Source organism: Mycobacterium sp. IDUB_3 (assembly GCF_055419585.1).
Genome location: NZ_JBVAXZ010000001.1, coordinates 1605149 through 1622339 on the forward strand (window position 1 = coordinate 1605149; position 17191 = coordinate 1622339).

Here is a 17191-nt window from a genome sequence, read left to right on the forward strand (position 1 = left end):
TCAGCCTTCCTCCTGGCCACCGAAGAAGAATTCTTGGGCATTGTTGTAGAGATAGTTGTCGAGCACGTCGGCGGGCAGGTCCAGCCCGGCAGCTTCGGGAACGACGCGGTGCATTTTCAGCACCGGCCAGTCGGAAGCGAAGATCACCTTGTTCGGCCCGCGGGTCCGCATGTAGTGCAACAGGCTGTCCGGCAACCGCTTTGGCGACCAGGCCGACGTCATCAACCGCAGGTTGGCGTACTTGATCAACAGCCTGATCGCGATGTCCCACCACGGGTCCGCACCATGAATCATGCACAGCTTCAGTTCCGGGAATCGCACGCAGACCCGGTCCAGGTGGATCGGGTTCTGCACCTCGCCCGGGATGGGAGGCCCGGGAATCCCGGTGTTGATACACAGCGGCAGCTCGAGCTCGGCGCACTTGGTGTAAAGCGGATAGTAGACGGCGTCGCTGGGCGGGTACTGGCCGTCGCCCCAAAAGCTCGGTCCCACCGCGGCATAGGCGACGGGCAGGTCCTTGACGATGGCGGAAAGTTCGCGCAGGGACGGCATCGGGCGCAGCAGGTTCACCCCACCCACCGCGAGCGCGAAACGGTCCGGCTTCTCCTCGACGAATTTGCGCGCAGTCACCGACGGCTTGGCAATGTTGTCCATCAAGATCGCCTTGCGCACACCCTCGGCGTCCATCTCCTCGAGCAGCTTCGACAACTCGACCGGCGCGAACATGGACTCCGGACCCTTGAAGTAGTCGTCACGCACCTTGAGCATCCAGGTCGGCTGCTGCTCGGTCTCACCGAAGTGCACATTGACCAGGCAATCGATAGCTTTCATGTCGACATCGGCGCCTTTGCTGTTGCGTGACGTTTCGCCCAACGGTAATCGGCCTTGCCGTTGCCCAGCCGCTGGACCTGCTCGACGACGAGGAACTCCTTGGGCGCCTTGAACCGTGCGAGTTGCGACGTGCACAGCGTGTGCAGCTCCTCGGCGGCCGCGGCGGCTCCGTCACGGAATTCGACGAGGGCGACCAGTTCTTCGCCCCAACGCTCGCTGGGCCGGCCGACCACGAGCGCGTCGGCGATCGCCGGGTGGGCGCGCAGCACCTCTTCGACTTCCTCGACGAAAACCTTTTCGCCGCCGGTGTTGACCACCAGCGAGTCGCGGCCGTACAACCGCAGCGCCCCGTCGGGTTCCAGTCCGGCCCGGTCACCGGATATCACGACGCGCTTGCCGTCGATCTCGGGGAAGGTCTTGCGGGTGGCGTCGGGATCGTTGAAGTATCCCAACGGTATTCGTCCCTCCCTGGCGGCCCAGCCCACCTCCGATTCGCCGGGAGAGAGGAAGTGGCTGTAATCCTCGGACAGAACCAATCCGCCCTCGCGCAGCGTGAAGGTGTCGGCCTGGGTGCCACGCCTGCTGTGGCCGAACCCCATGTTCCCGGTCTCCGACGAGCCGTAACCGTTGATGATGGTGATGTGGGGTAGCAGCTCGAGTAGCGCCTGCTGATACTTCGGATTCGTTGCGGCACCGCCGGTGCCGATGGCGTACAGCGAAGGCAACTCGTAGGAGCCGCCCTGCAATTCGGCAACCAGCGGTGCGGCGTAGGCATCGCCGACCATGGTCATCATGCCGACCTTCTCGCGCTCGGCCGTTTCCCAGACCACGTGCGGGTCAAGTTTTTTCGACGTGTCATAGAGCACCACGGGCGTGCCCGCCATGATCGCCGCGAATGCTGTCCACATGCCGGCCGCGTGCATCAGGGGCGAGACGGCGAACCATGGGGCACCGGCGTCACCACGCACCTTGTCGTGGATCTCCTGGGCGCAGGCGTGGTCGGCCCCCACCATCGACGAAACGTAGATGTCGGACTGTCGCCATAGCACCCCTTTGGGCCGGCCGGTCGTGCCCCCGGTGCAGATCATCAGCAGATCGTCCGGGGACGGCGTCGTGCCGTGATCGGTATCCCCTTGCGCCAGTGCGTTATCCAGTGACACCGCGCCGGGCAACTCCGGGACGCCGCTTGCGTCGTCGACCGACAACAACAGGTCAACACCGGCGCCAGTGAGCACGTCGGCGAATTTTGCGCCCAGCCCGCGGTGGTAGATGACCGCGCGGGGTTTCACGTAATCGAACAGCTCGCCGACCTCGCGCGGCGTGTAGTAGTAGTTGATGTTCACCGGGACGGTGCGGGCCTTGAGGCAGCCGATGACCATGTCCGGGTACAAATCGTTGTGCATGACCAGCGCCACTCGGTCCTGCCCGCACTCCCAGTTCTCCAGGCCTGCGCGTTCCCGATGTGCTCCTAACCCGTTGCTTGCCAGGAAGTTCGCCAGGCGACGGGTGCGCTCCGCCGACTCGCGAAAGGTGCTGCGGCGGCCGCCGCATACCGTCATCGTCCGGTCTCCGATGACGTCGGCGATTTCGTCGAGAACCGCCCCTATGGTCCATTCGCTCACGGGCGTGGCCGGCCTTGGACGATCAAGTCGATCAGGCAGCCGAGCCGACGTGGACGCCAAGAAGGTCTAGCGCGTTGTCCCGCATGATCTTTCGAACGTCGGACTCGCTGAAGCCTTTCAGCTCCTCGGCGAACGACACCGGCGTCGCGAGGCCCTCTCCGTGCGGCCAGTCGGAACCGAACAGAATCTTGTCGACGCCGATGGCCTCGGCCAGCTCCGGCAGGTCGTCCTCGTAGTAGGGGGCGACCCACACGTTGTTGCGCAACTGCTCCACCGGGTCTTCGGGGAAGAACTGGGGTTGGGTGTTCGCCGCCTTCTTCAGGCGCTTGATCAGCCGGTGCACGAAGTAGGAACCGTTCTCGATGCTGACCGCCTTGAGTTTCGGATGACGGGTGAACACCCCGTGCACGATCATCGAGGCCATCGTGTCGTGGATGGCCCGATCGTCGAGGAGAACCTGATCCAGCGGATCCTTGGCCCCGAAGCCCTCGAACGTCGCCTTGCCGCCCCATGCCGCCGCGATGTGCAGATAACCGCTGTCGGACAGGTGGAATCCCACCGGCACCCCCGCCTCGGCCAGCCGGGCCCACACCGGATCGTGGCTGGGATCGCCCAGCGAGCGGGGCTTGACCAGGCCGGGCACCGGCGCCGGCCGCACCAGCACCAGTTTGGCGCCGCGCGCCAACACGAAGTCGACCTCTTCGACGGCCCCGGCCGGGTCGGCGAGCGAAATGATCGGCGCGGCAATGATTCGGCGGTCGGGCCGGTCGAAGCCCCAGTCCTCATCGAGCCAAAGATTGAACGCATGCACCGACGCCATCGTCGCCTCGATGTCGTGCTTGAGCGCCTCCTCGACCCCGCATCCGAAGGTCGGCAGCATGAACACCGTCTCGATGTCCTGGGTGTCCATCACCGCGATCCGGGCGTCGCGGTTCTGATACTCGGGATGCTCCGCCAGCCGTTCGACCTTCATCAGCGAGGCCGGGTCGACGCCTTCGGGAACCTCGCCGCGGAACAACAGGTCGAGGCAGCCCGGCACGATGATCGGATCGAACGTGGGGTTGGGGATGAAGTGGTTGACGCGATCCCCGATCACGGCCCACGTCCGCTTGCCCTGATTGACCATCTGGACGCCGCGCCGTTTGAACTTCTTGTCCAGGTGGCGGGTGAACGAGTCGAGCGGCTCGTAGTAGTGGTTGTCAACGTCGATCGCCTGGTAACCCAAGTCAGCCATGATCATCCTTTCCGCCATTACCGGCGAACACTAAGCGTCGGTCGAATCGAGCGAGGGGAATTGCGGCGGCCGCTTCTGGAGAAAACTGGTGATGCCCTCGATCACGTCCGGACGCGGCATGGCCTCGTGTAACAAAACTTCGGCGAGCGAATTGGCCTGTTCGACGTCGCGGGTCGCGTCGCCGTAGACCTGCCTCTTGATCACCGCCATCGCCGCCGGAGAGCAATTCGCCGCGATGTCCTCGGCGTAGTCCAGGGCACGCCTCATCAGACTGTCCGGAGCGACAACCTCTTTCACGAGGCCCAGCTCGGCCGCCTCCTCGGCGAGGAAGGTCCGCCCGCTCAGCAACAGATCGAGTGCCACTCCCCAGTTGGTCAGCCGCGGCAGTATCCAGGAAATCCCGAACTCCGCGATCAGGCCGCGGCGCGCGAACACGGCGCCGAACTTCGCGCCAGCGGCCGCGAACCGGACATCGCACATCAGCGCCTGGGTCAACCCGATGCCGACACAAGCGCCGTTGATGGCCGCGATGACGGGCTTGCGCAGCGTCGTGACGAAGTGGGGCGGGCGCTCCCCGACCAGGTCGACCAAGTTCGTCTGACCCGCCTTCTCCATCGTCTCGCCGTAGCTGGGTACCGAACTCGGTGCGCCCAAATACGCGCCCGCACAAAACCCGCGGCCCCGACCGGTCAACACGATGGCCCGGACGGCGGGGTCCTGCTCGGCGCGGTCGATCGCCGCGTAGAACCCGGCGGCGATGTCGGGGCCCCAGGCGTTGAGGCGATCCGGGCGATTGAACGTCAGAATTGCAACACCGGTTTCAGTGGTCTCATACAACACCGTCGCATCGGTGACCACACGTTCGGCGGCGCTCATCAGACCGTCCCCTCGTAGCTGCCAACAGGCGAGTTTGTACCCATACTGTATACCTATCGGTACTGCATTCCACAACCGGCGCCATTCGGCCGTGAAACCCCGACTAAACTGCGATTTCGGGCGCCGAACCGTCGCTTTGACCACCCACGGATCGACGGCCCGGCGGACAACGATTTTGACGGCGCCGTAAGCCCCGAACCGCCGAACGCCTGCAACTCATTTCCGGCGCACAAACCGGCCGCGACGTGGCAAGACTTAATCCTTGTGGTGTGGGACACGCTGGAGCCACGTTTGCATCGGTCGGGCGACCGGGAAACCCAACACAAGCCAGCCGACTATGGGAGGTAGATGCAATGGTTGACGTCAAGAGCGGCCCGGTCGAACTCGTTCGAGGCATCGTCGAAGATGCCCTGGGCAAGACCAAGCAGGTCATCGGGATCATCATCGGCAACAACGGCCTGATCGAAGAGGGTAAGGCTCAGCAGGACAAGGCGGAAGCCCAGCGCAACGCCGGTAAGAAGGAAGCCGCTGCTGAGAAGGCCCGCGGCAAGGCCAAGGCCTACGAGGAGCGGGAGCGGGCCGAGCAGAACTAGGCGGCCAGCTGATCGAGCGGGCCCGGTCACTGACCGGGCCCGCTTCGCCGTGTAACCCCTTCTACTGCAAGACTGTTTCGAGCAGGCCCAGGCGCTGGTAGGCGTTCTCGATCTGGGCCTTCGCCTCGGCGGGCAGCTCGGCCTGCGGGGGACGGGAATGCGGATACTCCCCGATGGGCAGGCCAAGCAGCGACGCGGCGTACTTGAACGCCCCGCCCCAGTGCGTGAAGTAATCCGCCCGCCCGGGGTAGCACGTCCACCAGGATCCGATGTCGAGATCGAACCGGTCCAGGCCCGACTCGCGGCCATAGTCCATGGCCTCCACGAGCTTGTCGCTTTGCACCAGATCCCAGTATTCGGAAAGCAAACGCCGCGTGGGCGTTTCGAAAAGATAACCCGCGGTGCCCAACTGCGCCGGGCAGACGATCCCGTCGCGCAGCCAGCCGGCCCGGTACACCGTCTTGTCGCATTCCCACACCGCCAGACCTGGCGCCAGTTCATGCAGCATCCGGCTGCTCGCCGGCCGGAAGGCGCCTTCTTTGGTGGCGCACACCGCGGGAATCTCGTGGTAAATCCGGGCACTTTCGGCCGGTGTCAGCACATAGCCCGACGAAGGCGAATTGAACATGCCCAACGCGATATTCGTGCGCGCCGCAACGTATTCGAAGAAGCGCAGCACGCCGTCGCCGCCGTGCGCCTCCATCATCGGCGTTTGGATGTACGCGATGTCGGCACCCGCCTGCTGGGCGTGCAGCGTCAAGTCCACGCAGTCCTTGGCCGACATGGCCGCCGTGCATGCCTGCACTACCACGCCGGGATTGATGCTGCGCGCCTCCTCGACCGCCACCTCCAGCAGGCGTTTGCGCTCATCGAGGGTCAGCGACCAGAACTCGGCGATTCCGCTGGTGCACCACAACATCGGATGGCCGAGATCACCCACGCAGTAGCGCACCAACGTCCGGTAGGCGTCCCAGTCGATGGCATCGCCGTCGGTGCCGCAGAACGGGGTGTAGAGGGAATCACCGATCCCCTGCAATGCGCCGGACGCCCACGCACGCGCCTCTGCTGCCGTAGCCATGGTCGACTCCTTTTGTCTGCCAATCGATTTCTTGAACCCGTGGTCAGGTGAAGTCCGAGCCGCCATCGACGTTGACGTTGGCTCCGGTCATGTAGGAGTTGCGTCGCGAGGCCAGGAACGCGGCGACCGGACCGATTTCGTCCGGCAGGCCCGCACGCGGCATGTGCGCGGGATGGCCGAAATGCTTGGCGATGGCCTCCATCAGGGCGTAGGGGTCGTTGCCGTCGACTCCCACCGACTTCGCCCAGCCGACCAGGGATTCCGACGCGATGCTGCCGGGCGATACCACGTTGACCAGGATCTCGTCCTTGGCCAGCAGCAGGGACAGGTTCTTCGAAACGCTGGTCAGCATCGACTTGGCCGCCGTGTAGGCCGGCAGCATGACGCTCTGCCGCTGAGTCGAGTGCGCTGAGAAGGTGACGATGCGGGCCCATTGCGCCTTGCGCAGCAGCGGAAGCGCGGCACGCACGCAGCGCACCATCCCCAGCACGCCGTCTTCGACGGACTCGCGCCACTGGTCGTCGGTCAGATCTTCGAACGTGCCCGCGGCGCCCGGCCCCACCGTGACGACCAGAGCGTTGAGTTCGCCGTCCCATCGCCGCGCGAGCTCGCCGAACACCGCGCCGACCGCGTCGTCGTCGCCGACGTCGGCGCTCAGTCCGATCGCGTCCGGACTGCCGCGTCCGGTGAGATCGGTCACCGCCGCATCGAGGGCTTCCCGGCTACGGCCGACCACCGCCACCCGGGCGCCTTCGTCGGCGAAGCAGCGTGCCGTCGCCAAACCCATACCGCGGCTACCGCCGACCACCACCGCAGTGGCATTCGCCAGCCCTAGATCCATCGCTTAATCCGTAGCTCTAGTCTGGTCATTTTCGCCTGTCCAGCCGGTTTACCAAAAAGCCTACGATAGGTATTACAGTAGCAGAGGAAGAATGCGACACGAAGGCGTATACGCAGGTCAGATGAGAAGTGCCGGTAAATTCAATAATACCGGCAGCACGGCTGCCAGACCGCATGCAGGAAACAGATTTTGATGGAGGTGCCCGTAGTGGCAAAACAGGCAACCGCCGATAAGCGCCAGCGACGCGAACGCGGGTCCATCAATCCCGATGACATCATCAGCGGCGCATTCGAACTCGCGGAGCAGGTGTCGATCGACAATCTGAGCATGCCGCTGCTCGGCAAACATCTCGGTGTCGGTGTGACGAGCATCTACTGGTACTTCCGCAAGAAGGACGACCTGCTCAACGCGATGACCGACCGCGCCCTGAGCAAGTATGTATTCGCCACTCCCTATGTCGAGGCCAGCGACTGGCGCGAGACGTTAGCCAACCACGCGCGGTTGATGCGTAAGACGTTCATGGGCAACCCAACTCTGTGCGACCTGATTCTGATTCGGGCGGCGCTTTCCCCGAAGGCGGCACGGATGGGGGCTCAGGAGATGGAAAAAGCGGTCTCCAATCTGGTGCAGGCCGGCCTGTCACCGGAGGATGCGTTCGACACCTATTCGGCGATTTCGGTTCATGTGCGCGGGTCGGTGGTGCTGCAACGGCTCTACGAAAAGAACCAGTCGTCGGACGTCGGCCCCCGGGCCATCGAGGACGCCGTGTCCATCGACCCGGAAATGACCCCGCTCCTCGCTCAGGTGACCCGGATAGGTCACCGCATCGGCGCGCCCGATGAGACCAATTTCGAGTACGGCCTGACCTGCATTCTCGACCACGCCGGCCGACTGATCGACGAAAGCAACGGGTCCAAGGCCAACAAGGCGGCGCCGTCGCGACAGCGCAAGCCCGCTACCAGCCGGAACCGGACCAAGGCGGCAGCTGCCCGCTGACCTTGCCCGAAACGGCTTGTCAGCCTTCGGGTTCCGGCACGTGGAAGTGCTCGTCGCGTAACCGAAACGCTTCCCTGGCGCCGTGCTGCGCACGCGTTTTGACGAAGTTGAATTCACCCGGTCCGAACTGCAGATTGGTGCCGTAGGCGTGGAACAGATAGCTGGCGACCTCTTCGCCCTGGTACGCCTGGCTCTGCTCGACCAGCCGGAATGCCTCCTTGGCGATGACGACCCCGTCGGCGGGCATTTTCGCCGCCTTTTCGGCCCAATATCGCGCGCGGGCAGTCACCGCGCCGGGCGCGCAGGTGTCGGTGAAGATTCCGAGGTGTTCGACCTCAGCCGCCTCGATGATGTCGCCGGTCAGCAGCAGCCGGCGGGCCAGCACCGGCCCGAGCCGGTGAAAGAACATGTGCAGGCTGCCGAGCGCGGGCCCCAGGAAACGGGTTGCCGGCATACCGATCTTGGTGTCGCGCGCGATGACCGAGATGTCGGTCATCAACGCCATCTCGAAGCCGCCGCCGAGCGCGTAGCCGGCGATCTCCCCCACCGTCACCTTCGGGAAACCCATGAAATTGTGATAGAAGCCAAAAGACTTGCGGTCCACGGTAAGTCGCCGGCGCTGGCTGGGGCGACGTTTGGCCACCCGCTCGTCGTCGGCCGCCTGGTCCTGCGGCGCGGACGAGCCATACCACCCATAGGCGTTGTTCATGTCGGCACCGGTGGAAAACACCCCCTCGGCACCGCGCAGTAGCACCACCGTCAGGTCGTCGTCTTCGGCCACCCGATCCAGACAGCGGGCGACGGCCTCACGCATCGTCGCGTCATAGGAGTTGCGTTGCTTGGGATTGTTCAGCGTGATGGTCGCGATGCGCCGATCGGGATCGACATCGAAGAGCACGCGATCGTCTGAGGTGCTCGAGGCGGTCATGAATCGGACTCCTTTCGGCGCCTGCCGAATCGCGATCCGGCAAGCTTCTCCGGCCGTGACGCCAACGTGTTGACCTCGCCGGTACACAGGACTTCGTCGTCGAGCAACAGCCGCCCGGTCGACGTGATGCCGCGTTCACCCGCGGAGCGGGTGATGTCGAATCGCAGCTCGGTCAACAGCGGTGTCGGCCGGCGGAAGGTCACGACCAGGGATCGGCTTTTGCCGGACAGGCCGGTGACACAATTGTGGTGCTGAATGACGCAGTCGAAGAAGACACCCAGGAATCCGCCATGCACCAGTCCCGGCGGTCCCTCGTACACCAGCGCGAACTCGACACTGCCCGTTGCGTTCTCGGCATCAAGTCGGTCGAACCGGTATTCGGGAAAACACGGATTGTACGCGCCGATATCGGTTGCGTGGTTGAGGTAGACGCGGCGAGGATCGTCGGGCAGTTCGCCGATGCGCGGCGCGCTGTCCGCGGGTGCCGCGGCCGACAACTCGCCCTCCCACTCGGCGAACTTCCGCAACATGGCGTCGACCGCGCGATGCGGATGCTCGAGGGATACCAGCAGCGAGCTCAGGCGCCGCATGGCGGCGGCCGCGGCGACGGTCTGGGCAAGCGGCGCCTCGCCGAACCTGGCGTCGCCGTCGCTCGTCGACGCGGGCGCGGCATGCCCCTCCGACAAGGCCATGGTTCTCTCTTTCACCCCGGGTTGTTTCGCAGGCAGCGTATCCTTGCTAACTTATACAGCGTATCAATCGTATTGCCTACTGTATGGGTAACCGTATCGGCGGAGAAAGGCCGGATTCGACGGTGAGTCAGGGGGCCGACACGGCCGGTGCCGAGGGTTCGGTAACAGTGCACCGCGACGGTGCGGTGTTGCTGGTGACGATCGACCGTCCATCTCGGCGTAATTCGTTGACGCAGTTGATGATCGGGGCTTTGGTCGAAACGCTGACCGATGCCGCCGCTGACGATTCGCTGCGAGCCGTCCACATCCGCGGCGGCGACGACTTCTGCGCCGGCGCCGACTGGGTGGCCGCTAACGATCCGGGCGGGCAACGTCCCCGCACCGGTGACCTGGTTCGACGGATCCCCCACGCCGCTCACCGGGTGATCGAGCTCGTCGCGACCATCCAGTTGCCGGTGGTGTGCAGCGTGCGGGGCTGGGCGGTGGGCTTCGGCTGCAACCTCGCGCTGGCCGCCGACTTCACCGTGGCCGCCGACGATGCGGTGTTCTGGGAACCCTTCATCGACCGCGGATTCAGCCCGGACTCCGGATCCAGCTGGCTGCTGCCCCGGCTCGTCGGCATGGCGCGGGCCCGGCGCATGCTGCTGCTCGGCGAGAAGGTGAGCGCGCCGGATGCGGCCGATTGGGGATTGATCCACCAGACGGTAGGCGGCCCCGACCTCGACCACGCCGCCGGGGAGTTGGTGCGCCGACTGGCCTCCGGGCCGACGGCCGCAATCGGCCTGGCGAAACAGGCCCTGAACTTCGGCCAGCACGCAACGCTGAGCCAATCACTGACACAGGAGCTGTTCAACCTGGAATTGTCCTGCCGAACAAGCGATTTCAAGGAGGGCCTGGAGGCCTTCCGGCAGCGACGGGATCCGAAGTTCGATGGCCGATGATCGAAGGAATGATTAATGCCCACTGATTCGTTCGACACGATCAAGTACGAAGTCGCTCGCCACACCGCGACCGTCACCCTGAACCGCCCGGATGCCCTCAACGCGCTCAGCCCGCACATGATCACTGAGCTGCGCGCCGCCTACGACGAGGCCGAAAACGACGACAACGTATGGCTGACCATCGTGACCGGCACCGGCCGCGCATTCTGCACCGGCGCCGACGTCAAAGAAATTCCCGAAGACGGCAAGGTGATCTACGAGCGGCCGTACCTGTCGACGTACGACCAATGGGAGGCGCCACAGGAGGGCACGCCGCCGTTTCGCACCATGGCCAAGCCGGTGCTGACCGCCGTGAACGGAATCTGCTGCGGCGCCGGGATGGATTGGGTCACGACGACCGACATCGTCATCGCTTCCGAACAGGCGACCTTCTTCGATCCGCACGTCAGCATCGGGTTGGTGGCCGGGCGGGAACTGGTGCGGGTGTCCCGGGTGTTGCCCCGCTCGATCGCGCTGCGAATGGCCTTGATGGGCAAGCACGAGCGGATGGGCGCGCAACGCGCCTACGAACTCGGGCTGATCAGCGAGATCGTCGAGCATGACCGGCTACTGGAGCGGGCTCACGAGATCGCCGACATCGTCAATTCCAATGCGCCGCTGGCTGTTCGGGGCACCCGACTGGCAATCCTCAAGGGTTTTAACGTGCCCCTGCACGAGGCGGAGATACTCGCCGAAACCTTCCGCGAACGCGTGCTGCGCACCGAGGACGCGGCCGAAGGTCCCAGGGCATTCGTCGAAAAACGCAAACCGAATTGGCAATGCCGATGACCTTCGAAACCATTCTGCTCGATGTCGATGCGGACAGCCGCGTCGCCACCATCACGCTGAATCGTCCCGATCAGCTGAACGCGTTCAACCGCACCATGTGCGAGGAGATGGCCCGGGCCTGGCGCACGGTCAAACTCGACGAGTCGGTGCACGCGGTGGTGCTGCGCGCCGCCGGCGACCGCGCGTTCAGCGCCGGGCTTGACATCAAGACACCGTACGGCCAGCCCGAAAACATCTGGAACCATGAGGATCCCGGGGAGCTGCTGAGCCCCAAGTGGCAGAAGATGTGGAAGCCTGTGGTGTGCGCGGTCCAGGGCATGTGCACCGCGGGCGCTTTCTACTTCGTCAACGAATCCGACGTGGTCATCTGCGCAGAAGACGCCACGTTCTTCGACTCTCACGTGTCGGCGGGCCTGGTCTGCGCATTGGAGCCGGTCGGCCTGATGCGGCGAATCGGCCTGGGCGAGACTTTGCGCATCGCCCTGATGGGCAACGACGAACGGGTCAGCGCCGACACAGCGCTGCGGATCGGACTGGTCTCCGAGGTCGTCGCCACCGACCAGCTGTGGAACCGCGCCCACGAGATCGCGGCGACCATCGCCGCCAAGCCGCCGACCGCGACCGCGGGCACCGTCAAAGCGATTTGGGAGTCGCTGGACAAGCCGTACCGCGCCGCAATGGAGCAGAACCTGATCTACACCCGGCTGGGCAATCCGCTGGGCACCGCCGAGCTGGCCGCTCGGAGCGATCCCCTAGCCCGGGGCTCCGTAAGCAGACCGAAGATTCGCTGATGCCGCGTCACACGCTGGTTCAACGAATCTCCGATGTGCTCGACCTCCAGCCGGGCGCGCACGCCATCGAGTATGGCGGCCAATGGATCTCCTGGGCCCAGGTCGCTGCATCGGCACGACGCATCGCCGCCGTCAGCGCCGGAACCGAGGTCGGGATGCTGTTGCGCAACCGGCCGGGACACGTCGCCGCGTTTCTGGGCGTGCTGCTGGGCGGCGGAACGGTCGTGGTCATCAACCCGTCTCGCGGTGACGCGCGCACCAAGGCCGACATCGCGGGCCTGCGGCTTCCCGTGATCGTCGGCGAGCGTGACGATCTGACGACGCTGGTCGCCGCGGGCACGACGACGGTCACGATTTCGGGCCTGCTGGACGACGCCGACGCGTCCGCGCCCCCGGCCCGCGACGCCGCTTCGCCATCCGGCGTCGCGGTGCGCATGCTGACCAGCGGCACCACGGGCCCGCCCAAACGAATCGATCTGGACTACGACATGCTGGCGCGCAGCGTGATGGGGCCGGATCCCGATCAGGCTGCGTCGCCTCAAGAGCTGCGCCGCGGCGTCGCGATCGTGAACTCGCCGCTGGTGCATATCGGTGGCGTATTCCGGGTGCTGCAATGCATCGCGGAGGCGCGACCGTTCGTGCTGCTGGAACGTTTCGAACTCAACGCTTGGGCCGAGGCGGTGCGCAAGCATCGGCCCCGCGCGGCGTCGCTGGTACCGGCCGCCCTGCGCACCGTCTTGCACTCCGATGTTCCGCGCGCCGACCTGGAAAGCCTCAAGGCCGTCACCTGCGGGACCGCACCGCTGTCGGCCGAGGATGCCGACGCCTTCACCGAGAAGTACGGCGTTCCGGTGTTAACCTCCTATGCGGCAACGGAATTCGGCGGTGGGGTGGCGGGCTGGACCCTTCCCGACTATCAGCGGTACTGGCAGACCAAGCGGGGCAGCGTCGGCCGGGCCAATCCGGGCGCTCAGCTCAGGGTGGTCGCCGAGGACGGAACCCTCTTGGGCCCAGACGAAGTCGGGCTGCTAGAGGTCAAGCCGGGCCAGCTGGGGCCTGCCGCCCAATGGATGCGGACCACGGACATGGCGCGGATCGACATCGACGGGTTTCTCTGGATCGTCGGCCGCGCCGACCAGGCTATCATCCGCGGCGGTTTCAAGGTGATGCCCGACGACGTTCGCGTCGCACTGGAGAGCCACCCCGCGGTGGCCGGTGCGGCCGTGATCGCCCGACCCGACGAGCGGCTCGGCGAGACACCGGTCGCTATGGTCGAGTTACGCGAACGAGCCGAGGCCGACGTCGACGCGCTGGTGGAGTATCTGCGAGAGCGGCTGGCCCGCTACGAGATACCCACCGAGATCGCGATCGTCGGCGCCATCCCCCGAACACCATCGGGGAAGGCCGATCTCGGTGCGATTCGGCGCATCTTCCGCGAGCCCGCAGCGCAGCGCGACCATGCCCGTTGATTCACTGACGGCCGCCGAGGTTCTTCGGCACCAAGCCCGCTCACGCGGCGATCACCCGCTTCTGGTCTGCGATGCTGACCGGATCAGCTATGCCGAGGCCGATGTCCTGTCGGCGGGACTTGCGCGCGGTCTGATCGGTCTCGGCGCCGGCAAGGGAACCCATGTGGGGCTGCTCTATCCGAACGGACCCGAGTTCGTCGTCGGGATGCTGGCCGCTGCGCGAATCGGTGCCGTGGTGGTCCCGTTCTCCACCTTCGCCACCGCCCGGGAGCTGCGCGAGCAACTGGTCGACAGCGATGTGGAAATCCTGTTGACTGCCGCAGCGTTTCGCTCTCACGATTACGTGCAGCGGCTGTCCGAAATCTTCTCCGGTGCCGATCTCGGTTCCCGATTGTTATGTGCCGCAGCACCACAGCTGCGCCGCGTGGCGATCACTCACGAGCCGGTGTACCGGCTGACCGACACCGTCGATCCGACATTGTTGACGGCCCTGGAAGAGGATGTCGCGGAAGGTGATCCGCTGGCGATCGTGTATACGTCGGGTTCCACCAGCGCCCCGAAGGGAGTGGTGCACACCCACGGCGGCCTGCTCGCACATCAGCGGAACCTCAATGGGATCCGGGGCTTGACGGCCGACGACAGGCTGTTCTGCAACTCTCCGTTCTTCTGGATCGGCGGGCTCGCGTTCGGCCTGCTCGCGACGCTGACGGCCGGATCGACCCTGGTGTGTTCCAACGCCACCGATGCCGGGGCGACGCTCGACCTGCTGGAAGCCGAAAAGCCGACCGTCACCAACGGGTTCGCGGCCGGAATCGCCCACCTGGCCGACCACCCGAGCTTTCGCCGACGCGACCTGTCGTCGATGCGGCGCGGCAACCTGTACCCGATCATGGCTCCCGACGCCCGCCCGGCCGACCCGGAACTCCGGCACAACATGCTTGGCATGACCGAGGCCGGCAGCGTCGTGCTGATCGGTGACGACGAATCCGACCAACCCGAGCACCGGCGCGATTCGTTCGGCAAGCCGGCACCGGGATTTGAGACCAAGGTCATCGATCCCGACACCGCGACCGTCGTGCCGGTCGGCGAGGTCGGCGAACTATGCCTTCGCGGGCCGTACCTGATGCAGCGCTACTACAAGCTCAGCCGGGAAGAGTGTTTCGATACCGACGGCTGGTTCCACAGCGGTGATCTGGTGCGCATCGATGCCGACGGATTCGTGTATTTCGTCGGCCGGCGCAGCGCGACGATCAAAACGGCGGGCGCCAATGTGTCGGCGGCCGAGGTGGAAAAGACCATCAGCAGGGTCACCGAGGGAGCGCCGGCTTATGTGATCGGCATTCCCGACGCCCGGCGCGGACAGGTCGTCGCCGCGGTGGTTGTCCAGCCTGACGGTGCCGCGGATTTCGACGAAGCCGCACTGGTCGCGCTGCTCAAACCGGAACTGTCCGCGTACAAGATTCCCAAGCGCTTCATCGCCCTACGCGGCGCCGAGGTCCCGATGCTGTCCAGTGGCAAGGTCGACATGCGTCAGCTCAGAGAGCTCTTCGATGTCTAGCACCATCGACCAGCTGGTGCGGTTGCGGGCCGACCACGACGGTGACACGCCGATGGTGATCGACCCCACCTCCCGGATCAGTTACCGCGAACTCGACTCCACCACAAGGGATCTGGCCGCGATCTTTGTCGAGGAGGGCGTGGGCAAGGGCACCCGGGTGGGACTCATCATGCCCAACAGCACCCGCTGGGTGCAGGTCGCCATCGCCCTGACCCGTATCGGCGCGGTGCTGGTACCGCTGAGCACCCTGTTGACGGCCGCGGAGCTGGCCGCACAACTGCGGGCGGCCGCGGTGCAGTTCCTGGTCGGCGTCGAAGAATTCCGCGGCCACCGCTACCTGGATGATCTCGCGACGATGCGAGAAACCGAACTTCCTGCGTTACGGCAGGTTTGGCCGGTCGAGCGGCTTGATGACGCCGTCGCGAGCGAACCGGCCCGCAACCTCGTCGACCCAATGACCACGACGGTCACGCCCGCCGACCCGCTGGTGATCATGTTCACCTCGGGCAGCAGCGGATCACCCAAGGGGGTCATCCACTCGCACGGCAACGCGTTGGGTGCCGTGCGGTCTGGCCTTGCGGCGCGGTGCATCACCGCCGATACCCGCCTGTATCTGCCGATGCCGTTCTTCTGGGTGGGCGGCTTCGGCAGCGGAATACTCTCGGCCCTGCTCGCCGGCGCCACGTTGGTGACCGAAGAAATCCCGCGGCCCGAAACGACCCTGAAACTGTTGGAAGACGAACGGGTCACACTGTTTCGGGGCTGGCCGGACCAGGCCGAGGCATTGGCACGGCACGCCGGCGAGATCGGCGTCGACCTGTCGGCGCTGCAGCCGGGGAGCCTGCAGGCCCTGCTACCGCCCGAGCAGCGCGCCCGGCCCGGCGCACGCGCCACGTTGTTCGGCATGACCGAGGCCTTCGGGCCGTACTGCGGTTACCCGGCCGATACCGACATGCCCGCATCGGCGTGGGGCAGCTGTGGAAAACCGTTCCCCGGCATGGAGGTCCGCATCGTCGACGCCGACAGCGGCGCGCCCGTCGCGGCGGGCGCCACCGGGATGATCCAGATCCGCGGACCGCACACGCTGCGCGGCATCTGCGGGCGCACCCGTGAGGATCTGTTCACCCCCGAGGGCTTCTACCCCACCGGTGACCTCGGCCACCTCGACGACGATGGATTCCTGTTCTACCACGGGAGATCCGACGACATGTTCAAAGTCAGTGGCGCGACCGTCTACCCCAGTGAAGTCGAGAGTGCGCTGCGCGCGATCGACGGAGTCGACAACGCCTTCGTCACCAATGTTCCCGACGCCGCGGGCAATCGGGTGGGCGCGGCGGTGGTATGCCGTGCGCTGAGCGCCGAGCAGCTGCGCGGCTCCGCGCGAACTCTGCTGAGCGCCTTCAAGGTCCCGACGGTGTGGCTGCTGCTGGACTCCGACGGCGACGTTCCGCGCGGCGGCACCGGAAAGGCCGACATCCGTCGACTGCGCGAGATGCTCGCGGACCAGGCTCAGGGGACCCGCGTCCAGGGCTGACAGTTCTGCGACTCGAACGCCTTCACCGATGAGTTGATGTTCGCGAACATCGGGCCGATCGAGGTGTTCGTTTGCAGTACATGGTCCTTGTTGGCATCCGGCGTGCTGTAGGTGAACCACGAGCACATCGATTCCTGCGTCGGCACGTTGTTGATCCAGACTCCGAACGCCGACCCCGACCCGCTCGTGTGGTAGAGGCCTGGCGCGATATCGGGCCCGACGACGAAAACACCATTGCCGGGAATCGGGTCGAGCGGATCGGCGGCGGCCGTCGGCGCAACGGCGATCGCCGTCACTGCCGCAACGAATAGAGCCGATGCGCGAAGCATTGCGGGCATCTTGTTCTCTCCGTCCGTTGCCCACCCTGCTGGCAGCGTAT

17 protein-coding genes are annotated in these 17191 nt (G+C 65.5%); 8 read left to right on the forward strand and 9 right to left on the reverse strand.

The annotated features are described in order from the left end of the window. Genes ACZYVJ_RS06945 through ACZYVJ_RS06960 form a run of 4 tightly spaced genes read right to left on the reverse strand, consistent with a single transcriptional unit; the run spans window position 1 to window position 4563 of the window. Entirely contained in the window at window positions 1-831 is an 831-nt protein-coding gene (locus tag ACZYVJ_RS06945) for an amidohydrolase family protein (protein ID WP_463830335.1), read from the reverse strand. Further along, window positions 828-2453, reverse strand: a complete 1626-nt coding sequence (locus ACZYVJ_RS06950) for an acyl-CoA synthetase (protein ID WP_463830336.1) — start codon at window positions 2451-2453, stop codon at window positions 828-830. The genes ACZYVJ_RS06945 and ACZYVJ_RS06950 overlap by 4 nt, the downstream gene beginning before the upstream one ends. Window positions 2454-2484: 31 nt before the next feature. Continuing rightward, on the reverse strand, window positions 2485-3687 hold the full coding sequence (locus ACZYVJ_RS06955; RefSeq protein WP_463830337.1) for an amidohydrolase family protein: 1203 nt from the start codon (window positions 3685-3687) through the stop codon (window positions 2485-2487). A 30-nt stretch (window positions 3688-3717) separates the two neighbouring features. Beyond that, window positions 3718-4563, reverse strand: coding sequence for an enoyl-CoA hydratase (locus ACZYVJ_RS06960; RefSeq protein ID WP_463830338.1), 846 nt, complete (start codon window positions 4561-4563; stop codon window positions 3718-3720). Window positions 4564-4916: 353 nt separating this feature from the next. Here ACZYVJ_RS06960 and mbp1 point away from each other — a divergent pair, with 353 nt between their 5' ends. Beyond that, a complete protein-coding gene (gene mbp1, locus ACZYVJ_RS06965) occupies window positions 4917-5156 on the forward strand; it encodes a microaggregate-binding protein 1 (protein WP_463830339.1) in 240 nt (79 codons plus the stop codon). Window positions 5157-5217: 61 nt separating this feature from the next. On the opposite strand, the gene ACZYVJ_RS06970 is transcribed toward mbp1, so the two are convergent. Then, window positions 5218-6234, reverse strand: coding sequence for a dihydrodipicolinate synthase family protein (locus ACZYVJ_RS06970; RefSeq protein ID WP_463830340.1), 1017 nt, complete (start codon window positions 6232-6234; stop codon window positions 5218-5220). 43 nt (window positions 6235-6277) lie between these two features. After that, window positions 6278-7075 carry an SDR family NAD(P)-dependent oxidoreductase gene (locus tag ACZYVJ_RS06975; RefSeq protein WP_463830341.1) on the reverse strand — a complete coding sequence of 266 codons (798 nt, stop codon included), beginning with the start codon at window positions 7073-7075 and terminating at the stop codon, window positions 6278-6280. 192 nt (window positions 7076-7267) lie between these two features. Between ACZYVJ_RS06975 and ACZYVJ_RS06980 the strand changes: the two genes are divergently transcribed. Beyond that, window positions 7268-8071 carry a TetR/AcrR family transcriptional regulator gene (locus ACZYVJ_RS06980; RefSeq protein ID WP_463830342.1) on the forward strand — a complete coding sequence of 268 codons (804 nt, stop codon included), beginning with the start codon at window positions 7268-7270 and terminating at the stop codon, window positions 8069-8071. A 19-nt stretch (window positions 8072-8090) separates the two neighbouring features. On the opposite strand, the gene ACZYVJ_RS06985 is transcribed toward ACZYVJ_RS06980, so the two are convergent. Further along, entirely contained in the window at window positions 8091-8999 is a 909-nt protein-coding gene (locus ACZYVJ_RS06985; protein ID WP_463830343.1) for an enoyl-CoA hydratase/isomerase family protein, read from the reverse strand. Then, entirely contained in the window at window positions 8996-9691 is a 696-nt protein-coding gene (locus tag ACZYVJ_RS06990) for a hypothetical protein (RefSeq protein ID WP_463830344.1), read from the reverse strand. Before ACZYVJ_RS06990 ends, ACZYVJ_RS06985 begins: the two co-directional genes overlap by 4 nt. 122 nt (window positions 9692-9813) lie before the next feature. Here ACZYVJ_RS06990 and ACZYVJ_RS06995 point away from each other — a divergent pair, with 122 nt between their 5' ends. Genes ACZYVJ_RS06995 through ACZYVJ_RS07020 form a run of 6 tightly spaced genes read left to right on the forward strand, consistent with a single transcriptional unit; the run spans window position 9814 to window position 16812 of the window. Continuing rightward, window positions 9814-10632, forward strand: coding sequence for an enoyl-CoA hydratase/isomerase family protein (locus tag ACZYVJ_RS06995; RefSeq protein ID WP_463830345.1), 819 nt, complete (start codon window positions 9814-9816; stop codon window positions 10630-10632). Between the two features lie 15 nt (window positions 10633-10647). Beyond that, complete coding sequence (locus ACZYVJ_RS07000; RefSeq protein ID WP_463830346.1) at window positions 10648-11460, forward strand: enoyl-CoA hydratase/isomerase family protein; 813 nt, start codon at window positions 10648-10650, stop codon at window positions 11458-11460. Next, entirely contained in the window at window positions 11451-12251 is an 801-nt protein-coding gene (locus tag ACZYVJ_RS07005; RefSeq protein WP_463830347.1) for an enoyl-CoA hydratase/isomerase family protein, read from the forward strand. Before ACZYVJ_RS07000 ends, ACZYVJ_RS07005 begins: the two co-directional genes overlap by 10 nt. Continuing rightward, on the forward strand, window positions 12251-13720 hold the full coding sequence (locus ACZYVJ_RS07010) for a class I adenylate-forming enzyme family protein (RefSeq protein WP_463830348.1): 1470 nt from the start codon (window positions 12251-12253) through the stop codon (window positions 13718-13720). The genes ACZYVJ_RS07005 and ACZYVJ_RS07010 overlap by 1 nt, the downstream gene beginning before the upstream one ends. Continuing rightward, window positions 13710-15278 carry a class I adenylate-forming enzyme family protein gene (locus ACZYVJ_RS07015; RefSeq protein ID WP_463830349.1) on the forward strand — a complete coding sequence of 523 codons (1569 nt, stop codon included), beginning with the start codon at window positions 13710-13712 and terminating at the stop codon, window positions 15276-15278. The genes ACZYVJ_RS07010 and ACZYVJ_RS07015 overlap by 11 nt, the downstream gene beginning before the upstream one ends. Continuing rightward, on the forward strand, window positions 15271-16812 hold the full coding sequence (locus ACZYVJ_RS07020; RefSeq protein ID WP_463830350.1) for a class I adenylate-forming enzyme family protein: 1542 nt from the start codon (window positions 15271-15273) through the stop codon (window positions 16810-16812). Before ACZYVJ_RS07015 ends, ACZYVJ_RS07020 begins: the two co-directional genes overlap by 8 nt. Here ACZYVJ_RS07020 and ACZYVJ_RS07025 read toward each other — a convergent pair. Beyond that, on the reverse strand, window positions 16788-17150 hold the full coding sequence (locus ACZYVJ_RS07025; protein ID WP_463830351.1) for a hypothetical protein: 363 nt from the start codon (window positions 17148-17150) through the stop codon (window positions 16788-16790). The genes ACZYVJ_RS07020 and ACZYVJ_RS07025 overlap by 25 nt on opposite strands. Window positions 17151-17191: the final 41 nt, after the last annotated feature.